Here is an 11,714-nt window from a genome sequence, read left to right as displayed (position 1 = left end):
TCCCCTGCTTTTCCAATGGCCGGCATTAAACCCCGCCGCCACATCTGCTAGCGTGAGCGCATGAACATGCACATTCAAAACGAACCGGACGCTCCCGAGGCGATCACGCCGGCAGCCGCTGGCGGCGTCACGCCGATGATGGAGCAGTTCATCGAGATCAAGGCGGCGAACCCGGATTCGCTGCTGTTCTACCGGATGGGCGATTTCTACGAGCTGTTCTTCGAGGATGCGGAGAAGGCGAGCCGGGCGCTCGGCATCGTGCTGACCAAGCGCGGCAAGCATCAGGGACACGACATCCCGATGTGCGGCGTGCCAGTGCATGCGGCGGACGACTATCTGCAGAAACTGATCGCGCAGGGTTTCCGCGTCGCCGTCTGCGAGCAGATCGAGGATCCGGCCGAAGCCAAGAAGCGCGGCTCCAAATCGGTGGTGCGCCGCGATGTGGTGCGGCTGGTGACGCCTGGCACCATCACCGAGGACAAATTGCTGGCGCCGTCGGAATCGAGCTTCCTGATGGCGCTGGGACGGGTGAAGGGCAGCAGCGATGCAAGAGGCGGGGAGCGCGGCGGCGCGACCGGGAACCAGGGGAGCTTTGCCCTAGCCTGGATCGACATTTCGACCGGCGCTTTCCGGGTCACAGACACCACCGCAGACCGGCTGCTCGCCGACATCTTCCGCGTCGATCCGCGCGAGCTGATCGTCGCCGATCCGGTGTTCCACGATCCCGAATTGCGACCGGTATTCGACATGCTCGGCCGCGTCGCCAACCCGCAGCCGCCGAGCCTGTTCGATTCGGCCTCGGCGGCCGCGCGCATCGCCCGCTTCTTCGAGGTGGCGACACCGGACAGCTTTGGTGCGTTTTCCCGTGCCGAGCTGTCGGCGATCTCGGGCGCCATCGCCTATGTCGAAAAGACGCAGAAGGCCGAGCGGCCGCCGCTGTCGCGCCCCGAGCGCGAGGAGGCCGGCTCGACCCTGTTCATCGACCCGGCGACGCGCGGCAACCTGGAACTGCTGCGCACGCTGTCGGGCAGCCGTGAAGGCTCATTGTTCAAGGCGATCGACCGCACGGTGACCGGCGGCGGCGCCAGGCTGCTCGCCGACCGGCTGATGGCACCGCTGACCGATCCGGCGGCAATTGCCGCGCGGCTGGATTCGGTGTCGTTCTTCCGTTCCGAGACGCGGCTTTGCCAGGCGGTGCGGGCGAGCCTGAAGAGCGTCGCCGACATGCCGCGCGCGTTGTCGCGGCTGGCGCTCAACCGCGGCGGCCCGCGCGACCTCGGCGCGCTGCGCGCCGGCTTCGAGGCGGCCGGCACCATCGCGGGGATATTTGCCGCGACCGCCCTGCCCCAGGAATTGGCGGCGGCGCTCGCCGCCATCCGGGCGCTGCCGCACGCGCTTGCCGGGCATCTGACGCAGGCACTTGGCGAGGAACTGCCGCTGCTGAAGCGCGACGGCGGCTTCATCCGAGGCGGCTACAACGCCGAGCTCGACGAGATGCGGGCGCTGCGCGACGAGTCGCGAAAAGTGATCGCCGGGCTGGAGCGTTCGCTGATCGAGGAGACCGGCATTCGGTCCCTGAAGATCCGGCACAACAATGTGCTCGGCTACTACATCGAGGTGACCGCCAACCACCACGCGGTGATGACCGGCAGCGACGGCGCCAAGGCGCGCTTCATCCACCGCCAGACCATGGCCAACGCCATGCGCTTCACCACGACGGAGCTGGCGGAGCTGGAAACAAAGATCGCCAATGCCGCCGACCGGGCGCTGAGCATCGAGCTTGCGGCCTTCGACGCGCTGACGGCGGAAGCGGTCGGCGAAGCGGAGAAGATCCGCGCCGGGGCCGATGCGCTCGCCGTGCTGGACGTGTCGGCGGCGCTCGCGCTTTTGTCGGAAAGCGAGGCCTGGTGCCGGCCGCTGGTCGATGCCAGCCTTGCCTTCGAGATTTCGGGTGGGCGCCATCCCGTGGTCGAACAGGCGCTGCGGCGCTCCGGCGAAGGGCCGTTCGTGGCCAATGACTGCGACCTGTCGCCGGAGGGCAGCGCCAAGAACGGCGCGATCTGGCTGCTGACCGGCCCCAATATGGGGGGTAAATCAACATTCCTGCGGCAGAACGCGCTGATCGCCATCCTGGCCCAGACCGGCTCTTTCGTCCCGGCGACATCGGCCCATATCGGCGTCGTCGACCGCCTCTTTTCCCGCGTCGGCGCCTCGGACGATCTGGCGCGCGGCCGATCGACCTTCATGGTCGAGATGGTCGAGACGGCGGCGATCCTCAACCAGGCCGGCCAACGGGCGCTGGTAATCCTCGACGAGATCGGCCGCGGCACCGCCACGTTCGACGGCCTGTCGATCGCCTGGGCCGCGGTGGAATATCTGCACGAGAAGAACCGCTGCCGGGCGATCTTCGCCACGCATTTCCACGAAATGACCTCGCTTGCCGGCAAGCTGGCGCGGCTCCACAACGTCACCATGCGGGTCAAGGAATGGGAGAACGACGTCGTCTTCCTGCACGAGGTCGGCAAGGGCGCGGCCGACCGCTCCTACGGCGTCCAGGTGGCGCGGCTGGCCGGCCTGCCGGAGGCGGTGGTGGACCGTGCCAAGGAAGTGCTGCACCAGCTCGAGGAAGGCGAGGTTTCGGGCAAGACCAACCGGCTGGTCGACGACCTGCCGCTGTTTTCAGTGGCGGTGAAGCGGGAAGCGCAGAAGCCGGTCAAGAGCGACGCGCTGGGCTTCGCACTCAGTGACATCAATCCCGATGAGATGACGCCGAGGGAAGCGCTGGAAGCGCTTTATCGGTTGAAGGGGTTGGCGGGGACGTAAATTGAACCTGCTGGCACGGCGGTATCGCCGAAACCGCCAATCTCCCCCCTTGAGGGGGAGATGTCCGGCAGGACAGAGGGGGGCCTCGTAGAGTGCCGGCCTTGATTAACTTGCCCCCTGACGATGCCCGCCGGAGCATGCCAGCGCGGAAGCCGTCGTTGTAAAAATTAATATGTTGGCGGGACAGCGCCCCCCTCTGCCCTGCCGGGCATCTCCCCCTCGAGGGGGGGAGATTGGCAGCTTCACCGACAACGCTCAGATCATCTCCAGCCCGCGTTTGCGGCTCGGCGGCGGGAAGGCGCGGTCGAGGTCGGCGAGGTCTTCGCGCGTAAGCTCGATGTCGAGTGTCGCGACATTCTGGCGGACATGGTCCTGGCTGCTGGCCTTGGGAATGGCGATGACGCCATCCTGGTGCATCACCCAGGCCAGTGCGATTTGCGCCGGTGTCACGCCATGGCGGGCTGCGACCGCGTCTAAACTGGCGTTGCGCGCCAAGGCGCCCTGCTCGACCGGCGAATAGGCCATCAGAGGAATTCCGCGTTTCCGGCTCCAGGGCGCCAGATCGAACTCAAGGCCGCGCCGGACCAGATTGTAGAGCACCTGGTTGGTCTGGACGTTGCCGCCGTCGGGCAGGCCGACCAGCTCTTCCATCTCCCCTGTGTCGAAATTGCTGACGCCCCAGTGGCGGATCTTGCCGGCTTTCTTCAGCGCCTCGAAAGCTTCGACGGTTTCGGCCAGGGGCACGCTGCCCGGCCAATGCAGCAGATAAAGATCGATACGGTCGGTGGCGAGGCGCTTCAGGCTGTTTTCGCAGGCGCGCTGCACGCCGGCGCGCGAGGCGTTGGACGGCAGCACCTTCGAGACCAGGAAGACCTCGGCACGCTGCCCGGCAATGGCTTCGGCCACCACCTCCTCGGCGCCGCCGCTGGCGTACATTTCGGCGGTGTCGATCAGCTTGACGCCGAGATCGAGACCAAGCTTGAGGGCATTCACCTCCTCCGCGCGGCGGCGCGAATCCTCGCCCATTTTCCAGGTGCCCTGGCCGAGAACGGGGATGGCTTCGCCGCAGGGCAGCGTGGTGGTTCTGACGCTCGATGGCATGGCAGGCTCCAGTTGAGACGGGATCGCATCACAGGCCGGACGAGAAATTCAGAGGCGTTCTCGCCGAGCCGCGAAAGCTTACTTCACCGGATGGGCGGCGAGCCAGTCCTGCATCTGCTTGATCTCGGCTTCCTGCGCCGCGATGACCGCCTCGGCCAGCTTGCGGATCTCGGGGTCCTTGCCGTTGGCGAGTTCGACCCTGGCCATGTCGATGGCGCCCTGGTGGTGAGGGATCATGCCGCGGACGAAATCGACGTCGGCATCGCCGGTGTATTTGGAGGCCATCATGTCGGCGTGCATCTTGTTCATCGCCGCCTTGTAGCCTGCGGTCGACGGGCCTTCCGCCCCCGTCGCCATGCCGGCCATGTCGTGCTTCATCTCCTCGCTTTGTGCGGGAACGCTTTCGAGAAAGACGGCAACCAGCATTCCAGCCGCCATCAGCAGCAGCACGATTTTTTTGGCCAAGGTCATTGATGGTCTCCTGTTGATCGGGTTTCGTATTTGGGGGATCGGCTCAAAGTTTCAATGTCCTCAGCCGCAACGCATTGGCGATCACTGAAACCGAGGACAGGCTCATCGCCGCCGCCGCCAGCATCGGCGACAACAGCGTGCCGGTCAGCGGATAGAGCACGCCGGCCGCAACCGGCACGCCAAGCACATTGTAGAGGAAGGCGAAGAACAGGTTCTGCCTGATATTGCGGATGGTCGCCTGGGCCAGTGTGCGGGCACGCACGATGCCGTTGAGGTCGCCCTTGACCAATGTGATGCCGGCGCTTTCGACGGCGACATCGGCGCCGGTGCCCATGGCGATACCGACATCGGCGGCGGCCAAGGCCGGTGCGTCGTTGACGCCGTCGCCGGCCATGGCGACGCCGGCGCCCTTGCCGCGCAATTCCTCGACCAGCGCGCCCTTCTGTTCCGGCAACAGGCCGGCGCGGACTTCGTCGATGCCGAGACTGCTGGCGATCGCGTTTGCCGTGCGCTCATTGTCGCCGGTCGCCATGATGATCCTTAAGCCGCTGTCGTGCAGGGCCTTGATCGCCTCGGCGGTGGTCGCCTTGACCGGATCGGCGACGGCGACGATGCCGGCCAATTTCCTGTCCACGACGACGAACATCGCCGTCTTGCCATCGCCTTGTAGCGCCTCGGCCACGGCCGAAACGGTGGACACGTCGACACCGAGATCACGCATCATCGCGGCGTTGCCGAGCGCTACATTCCTGCCCGAAACGGCACCGGAAACACCCTTGCCGGTGACCGCCTCGAAGCCATTGGCTTCGGCGACCCTTACACCGCGGGTCGCGGCGCCTTCGACAATAGCCTCGGCCAGGGGATGCTCCGAGCCCTTCTCCAGGCTCGCGGCGAGGCCCAGCAATTCCTCCTCCGAAAACCCATCGGCCGCCACGACATCCGTCAGTTTCGGCCGGCCTTCGGTCAGTGTCCCCGTCTTATCGACGATCAGCGTATCGACGGAAGCGAAGCGTTCGAGCGCGGCGGCCTCCTTGATCAGCACGCCGGCGTGGGCGCCGCGTCCGGTAGCGGTCATGATCGACATCGGCGTGGCGAGGCCCAGAGCACAGGGACAGGCGATGATCAACACCGAGACCGCCGAGACGATGGCGAAGATCAGGCTGGGCTCTGGGCCGAAGACCGCCCAGGCGGCGAACGCGGCGATGGCGACCAGAACGACAGCCGGGACAAAGTAGAAGGAAACGCGGTCGGCCAAGCCTTGTATCGGGGCGCGCGAACGCTGCGCCTTGGCGACCAGCTCGACGATGCGCGAGAGCGTGGTCTCGGCGCCGATGCGGTCGGCGCGCATGATCAGCGAGCCATTCTTGTTGAGCGTGCCGCCGGTGAGGGCATCCCCTTCGGCCTTCTCGACCGGCAACGGTTCGCCGGTGATCATGGATTCGTCGATGGAAGAGCGGCCTTCGAGCACGGTACCGTCGACCGGCACGGCATCGCCGGGCCGGATGCGCAGGCGCTCGCCGGCCTTGACGCTGTCCAGCGGCACATCGCTCTCGGAACCGTCCTCTCCTATGCGGCGGGCGGTCTTGGGCGCAAGGTCGAGCAGGGCGCGGATCGCCGAGCCGGTCTTTTCGCGGGCGCGCAGTTCCAGCACCTGGCCGAGAAAGACCAGCGCGACGATGACGGCTGCGGCCTCGAAATAGACCGGCACCGCCCCGCCATGGCCGCGGAACTGATGCGGAAAAATGTCCGGGAACAGCGTCGCGACGACGCTGTAGAGATAGGCCGCACCGACGCCGAGCGAAATCAGCGTCCACATGTTCGGGCTGCGGTTGCGGATCGAATCCCAACCACGATGAAAGAACGGAAATGCGGCCCAAAGCACGACCGGGCTCGCGAGCGCCAGCTCGATCCAGACCTTTGTCCGGTCATCTATCAGGTTCTCGAGCGACAGACCGATCATCGGCGCCATGGCGACGATGAGAAGGGGCACCGAGAGCACCGCACTGACCCAGAACCGCCTGGTGAAATCGACCAGTTCGGGATTTTGCCCCTCATCGCCTGTCGGCACGCCCATCGGCTCGAGCGCCATGCCGCAGATCGGACAGGAGCCGGGCTTGTCGCGGATGATCTCGGGATGCATCGGGCAAGTGTATTGCGTGCCCTTCGGCATCGCTTCCGGCGCCGGTCTGTCGCCGAGATAGGTTTGCGGCGCCGCCTCGAATTTCGACTTGCAGCCGGCGGAGCAGAAATAGAAGCCCTGGCCGTCATGGCGCAGAAAATGCTTTGCCGTGGCGCGGTCCACGCTCATGCCGCAGACGGGGTCGGTGGCGGTCAGGTATGTTTCCGGCTTGGCCCGGAATTTCGAACGGCAGCTTTCGCTGCAGAAATGATAGAGACGGCCAGCATGCTGCGATGTCGGCTTGCCGGCGGCTGGATCGACAGTCATGCCGCAGACCGGATCGCGTGTGACGGCGCCCGCATCCACGGCCGCACCTTTTGCCGCGCAGCAACCACCATGCGCGTGATGATCGTGATCTGAATGCGTCATTTCGAATGCCTCTATCAAACTGCTTCGAGCCGGAGGTAGTCCTTCCAGTAACTGGAAGGTCAAGGACTGGCTTGAATTTTATTGTCGCGGGTGTCCCGCACCATGGAAACGCGTCAACCCGCCCCCATACCCAGCGCCGCGGAAACGCGCTATAGACGCCGCCCAAAAGGCAAGGCCAACCGGTACCATGGCGAAAATCTCCTTGAAGCTCGATGAACTGATCGACGGCGACGCCTTGCGCCGCGAGATGACCGCGCTGACGGCGGCCACGACCGGGGACGGCTCCGGATCGGCCGCCCGCGCCGGGGTTCTCCAGCTTCTCAAGGGCCGGCTCGCCGCGGGCCGCAAAACAGCCGAGGCCATGCTGAAGCAGGATGGCGGCGGCAATGCCTGCGCCGAGCGGCTGTCGCATCTGATGGATGAGCTGATCCGGGCGCTCTACGATTTTGTCGCGACCCATGTCTACCGGGTAAAGAACCGGTCGGTGGCCGAACGCATGGCCGTCGTCGCGGTCGGCGGCTATGGGCGCGGCACGCTGGCGCCGGGATCCGACATCGACCTCCTGTTCCTGCTGCCCTACAAGCAGACGCCGTGGGGCGAACAGACAGTCGAATACATGCTCTACATGCTGTGGGACCTCGGGCTGAAGGTCGGCCACGCGACCCGCAACATCGAGGAATGCCTGCGGCTGTCGCGCACCGACATCACCATCCGCACCTCGATCCTGGAAGCGCGCTTCCTGTGGGGTGAGCAGAAGCTCTACGACGAACTGATGCTGCGCTTCGACCATGAGGTGGTGCGCACCACCGGACCGGAATATGTGCAGGCCAAGCTCGCCGAACGCGACGAGCGCCATGCCAAGGCCGGCGAAAGCCGCTATCTGGTCGAGCCCAACGTCAAGGACGGCAAGGGCGGCCTGCGCGACCTGCAGACGCTGTTCTGGATCGGCAAATATTTCTACCGGGTGCGCACCGGCGAGGAGCTGGTCGAGAAGGGCGTCTTCACGCAGGCCGAATACCGCGAATTCCAGAAGGCCGAGGATTTCCTGTGGGCCGTGCGCTGTCACATGCATTTCCTCACCGGCAAGGCCGAGGAGCGGCTGCATTTCGACATCCAGCGCGAGATCGCGGAGCGGCTGGGCTACACCACGCATCCCGGCCTGTCGGCGGTCGAGCGCTTCATGAAGCACTATTTCCTCGTCGCCAAGGATGTCGGCGACCTGACCCGCATCTTCTGCGCCGCGCTCGAAGAGGAGCAGGCCAAGCATGTGCCGGGCTTCAACCGCATCTTTCTCACCTTCCAGCGCCGCAAGCGCAAGCTTGCCGGCACGTCGGATTTCATCGTCGACAACCACCGTATCAACATCGCCGACGACCAGGTGTTCGAGCGCGATCCGGTCAATCTGCTCAGGCTGTTCTGGTTCGCCGACAAGCACGGGCTGGAGTTTCACCCCGACGCGCTGAAGCTGCTCACCCGCTCGCTCGGCCTGGTCAACAAATCGCTCCGACGCGACGAGGAGGCCAACCGGCTGTTCCTCGACATCCTGACCTCGGACCGCAACGCCGAGCTCAATCTGCGCCGCATGAACGAGGCGGGGCTGCTGGGCCGGCTGATCCCCGATTTCGGCAAGATCGTCGCCATGATGCAGTTCTCGATGTACCACCACTACACGGTCGACGAGCATCTGATCCGCTGCATCGGCGTGCTGGCCGAGATCGAGCGCGGCGACGGCGAGAAGGTGCATCCGCTGTCGCATTCGCTGATGCCGGGACTGAGAAAGAGCCGCGAAGCGCTCTACGTCGCCGTGCTGCTGCACGACATCGCCAAGGGCAGGCCGGAGGACCATTCGGAAGCCGGCGCGCGGATCGCCCGGCGCATCTGCCCGCATATGGGACTTTCGACCGCCGACACCGAAACGGTGGCCTGGCTGGTCGAGAACCATCTGGTCATGTCGATGACGGCGCAGACGCGCGATCTCAACGATCGCAAGACGATCGAGGACTTCGCCTCGATCGTGCAGTCCGTCGAGCGGCTGAAGCTGCTTCTCATCCTCACGGTCTGCGACATCAGGGGCGTCGGACCGGGCGTCTGGAACGGTTGGAAGGGCCAGTTGCTGCGCACGCTGTACTACGAGACCGAACTGCTGCTCACCGGCGGCTTCTCGGAAGTGTCGCGCGCCCAGCGCACGGCGGCGGCGCGCGAGTGCCTGGCCGAAGCCCTCGCCGGCTGGCCCGACAAGATCCGCAAACGCTATGTCGGCCTGCACTATGAGAATTACCTGTTGACCGTCGACCTGCCGGACCAGCTTCGCCACGCCGAATTCATCCGCGAGGCGGATGCGTCCGGCAACAAGCTCGCCACCATGGTCAAGACGCACCAGTTCGAGGCGGTGACCGAGATCACCGTTTTGGCGCAGGACCATCCGCGCCTGCTGTCGGTGATCGCCGGCGCCTGTGCGGCGGCCGGCGGCAACATCGTCGACGCGCAGATCTTCACCACCTCGGACGGCCGCGCGCTGGACACGATCCTGATCTCGAGGGAGTTCGACCGCGACGAGGACGAGCGCCGGCGTGCCGAGCGCGTCGGGCGGCTGATCGAGGACGTGCTGTCGGGCAAGAGCTGGCTGCCGGAGATGATCGAGAAGCGCACCAAACCCAAGCGCGGCGCCAAGGTCTTCCGGATCGCGCCGCGCGCCGAAATCCGCAACACGCTGTCGAACCGATTTTCGGTGATCGAGGTCGAGGGGCTGGACCGGCCGGGCCTGTTGTCGGAGATCACCGGAACGCTGTCCGACCTGTCGCTCGACATCGCGTCGGCCCACATCACTACCTTCGGCGAAAAGGTGATCGATACGTTCTATGTCACCGACCTCACCGGCCAGAAGATCGACAGCCCGTCACGCACCACCACCATCCGCAACCGGCTGACGGCGACGCTCGAGGGCACGGCCTCCGAACGCGGCAGCAGGACCAGGGCCGCCGCCGAGTGAGCGCCACCATCACTTTGTCCCAATCGCGCAGGCAGTCTCCAAACGCATGAGCCTCGTCAAGAAATTCGCTACGGTCGCTTCCGGCACGCTGATGAGCCGCGCGCTCGGTTTCGGCCGCGAGATGCTGATGGCGGCAGCACTGGGCACCGGACCGGTGGCCGACGCCTTCAACGCCGCCTTCCAGTTTCCCAACACCTTTCGCCGGCTGTTCGCCGAAGGCGCCTTCAACGCCGCCTTCGTGCCGCTGTTCGCCAAGGAGATCGAGACGCACGGCACCGACGGCGCCAAGCGCTTTTCAGAGGAAGTGTTCGGGGTGCTGTTCACGGCGCTGCTGGCGCTGACCATCGCCATGGAACTGGCGATGCCGCTGATCGTGCGCTACCTGGTGGCGCCGGGTTTCGCCGACACGCCGGGCAAGTTCGAGACGACCGTCACTCTGGCGACGATCATGTTCCCCTATCTCATCTGCATGTCGCTGGCCGCCATGATGGCGGGCATGCTGAATTCGCTACGCCGCTATTTCGCCGCGGCGATCGCGCCTGCCTTTCTCAACATCATCCTGATCAGCGTGCTTGGCTATGCCTGGTATCATGGGCTGGATGCGCATGCCGTCGGCTTCAGCCTGTCCTGGGGCGTTCTGGCGGCGGGCCTCGTGCAGCTCGCCATCGTCTGGGTGGCGGTTCGCAACGCCGGCATCTCGATCGGTTTCCGCCGGCCGAAGATGACGCCGAACGTGAAGCGGCTCCTGATCCTGGCGCTGCCGGCGGCGATCACCGGCGGCATCACCCAGATCAACCAGCTGATAGGCACCGCCATCGCCTCGGCGCAGGACAGCGCCGTCTCCTCGCTCGCCTATGCCGACCGCGTCTACCAGCTGCCACTTGGCGTGGTCGGCGTCGCTGTTGCGATCGTGCTGTTGCCGGAACTGTCGCGGGCGCTGAAGTCGGGCAATCTGATCGAGGCGGCCAATCTGCAAAACCGCTCGGTCGAATTCACCCTGTTCATGACCTTGCCGGCTGCGGTGGCGCTCTGGGTCATGTCTGAGCCGATCGTGCGGCTGGTCTATGAGCGCGGCGCGTTCGCCGCCAACCATTCGACGCCTGTCGTGGCGGCGATCCTGGCGATCTTCGGGCTCGGCCTGCCGGCCTTCGTGCTGATCAAGGCGTTCACCCCGGGCTATTTCGCCCGCGAGGACACACGCACGCCGATGATCTTCGCCGCCATCTCGGTGGCGGTGAACGTCGCCACCGCGCTGACGCTGTTTCCGAGGATGGGCGCGCCCGGCATCGCCGTGGCCTCGGCGGTGGCCGGCTGGGTCAACGCGCTGATGCTGCTCGGGGTGCTGATCCGGCGCGGCCATTGGGGCCGCGACGTGCCTCTTTTGAAGCGCATTCCGCGTCTGGTGCTCTCGGCGGCGGTGATGGGCGTCGCCCTCTATTTCGCCGAACACTGGCTGAGCGCCAGGCTCGGCTCCGGCTCGCCGCTGGTCGTCAAGGCGACGACGCTGCTGGGGCTGGTGGCCGGCGGGGCGCTGCTCTACTTCGTCACGGCCTTTGCCAGCGGCGGCGCCGATTTCGGCATGATCCGCCGCAATGTGAAGCGCGGCTCAGGCAAGGCGACACCACCAGCCGTAAACGCCGAGCTGGACGAGTAGGCCGGGCAGCCCGACTGCAATAGCAGTCTTGATCGCAGCGTCATGTTCGTCCATAAGCGCGCCGTCGCAAGACTTTCGCCGCACGCGGTTTCCAGCCGCGTGATTGGCTCCGAAAAGTCTGCAACTTT

The 11,714-nt window shown here is 65.6% G+C and carries 6 protein-coding genes; 3 read left to right on the top strand and 3 right to left on the bottom strand.

The genetic code is table 11. The features are described 5' to 3' along the window. Positions 1-60 precede the first annotated feature (60 nt). A complete protein-coding gene (mutS, locus tag FJ867_RS13315; protein ID WP_140523612.1) occupies positions 61-2,823 on the top strand; it encodes a DNA mismatch repair protein MutS in 2,763 nt (920 codons plus the stop codon). A 255-nt stretch (positions 2,824-3,078) separates the two neighbouring features. On the opposite strand, the gene FJ867_RS13305 is transcribed toward mutS, so the two are convergent. The 3 genes from FJ867_RS13305 to FJ867_RS13295 all read right to left on the bottom strand — a co-directional run bounded on the left by FJ867_RS13305 (position 3,079) and on the right by FJ867_RS13295 (position 6,943). After that, complete coding sequence (locus FJ867_RS13305) at positions 3,079-3,924, bottom strand: aldo/keto reductase (protein WP_140512968.1); 846 nt, start codon at positions 3,922-3,924, stop codon at positions 3,079-3,081. Positions 3,925-4,002: 78 nt separating this feature from the next. Continuing rightward, positions 4,003-4,395, bottom strand: a complete 393-nt coding sequence (locus tag FJ867_RS13300) for a DUF305 domain-containing protein (protein WP_140523609.1) — start codon at positions 4,393-4,395, stop codon at positions 4,003-4,005. Between the two features lie 43 nt (positions 4,396-4,438). Next, positions 4,439-6,943, bottom strand: a complete 2,505-nt coding sequence (locus FJ867_RS13295; protein ID WP_140817603.1) for a heavy metal translocating P-type ATPase — start codon at positions 6,941-6,943, stop codon at positions 4,439-4,441. 187 nt (positions 6,944-7,130) lie between these two features. Here FJ867_RS13295 and FJ867_RS13290 point away from each other — a divergent pair, with 187 nt between their 5' ends. Together FJ867_RS13290 and murJ are read left to right on the top strand one after the other, a co-directional pair. After that, positions 7,131-9,932 (top strand): [protein-PII] uridylyltransferase, encoded by a 2,802-nt coding sequence (locus FJ867_RS13290; protein WP_140559740.1) that lies wholly within the window; start codon positions 7,131-7,133, stop codon positions 9,930-9,932. A 46-nt stretch (positions 9,933-9,978) separates the two neighbouring features. After that, the gene (gene murJ / locus FJ867_RS13285) at positions 9,979-11,586 is read left to right on the top strand and encodes a murein biosynthesis integral membrane protein MurJ (protein ID WP_140556847.1); all 1,608 of its coding nucleotides are present in this window, start codon (positions 9,979-9,981) and stop codon (positions 11,584-11,586) included. Positions 11,587-11,714 lie beyond the last annotated feature (128 nt).

It is taken from the genome of Mesorhizobium sp. B2-5-3 (genome assembly GCF_006441005.1).
Taxonomy (GTDB): Bacteria; Pseudomonadota; Alphaproteobacteria; order Rhizobiales; family Rhizobiaceae; genus Mesorhizobium.
This window is presented reverse-complemented; position numbering and strand designations above follow the sequence as displayed.

Excerpts from the sequence above, each read along its gene's own strand:
- FJ867_RS13295 (WP_140817603.1), bottom strand. The coding sequence starts at position 6,943 with ATGACGCATTCAGATCACGATCATCACGCGCATGGTGGTTGCTGCGCG.
- mutS (WP_140523612.1), top strand. The coding sequence starts at position 61 with ATGAACATGCACATTCAAAACGAACCGGACGCTCCCGAGGCGATCACG.
- murJ (WP_140556847.1), top strand. The coding sequence starts at position 9,979 with ATGAGCCTCGTCAAGAAATTCGCTACGGTCGCTTCCGGCACGCTGATG.
- FJ867_RS13290 (WP_140559740.1), top strand. The coding sequence starts at position 7,131 with ATGGCGAAAATCTCCTTGAAGCTCGATGAACTGATCGACGGCGACGCC.
- FJ867_RS13300 (WP_140523609.1), bottom strand. The coding sequence starts at position 4,395 with ATGACCTTGGCCAAAAAAATCGTGCTGCTGCTGATGGCGGCTGGAATG.
- FJ867_RS13305 (WP_140512968.1), bottom strand. The coding sequence starts at position 3,924 with ATGCCATCGAGCGTCAGAACCACCACGCTGCCCTGCGGCGAAGCCATC.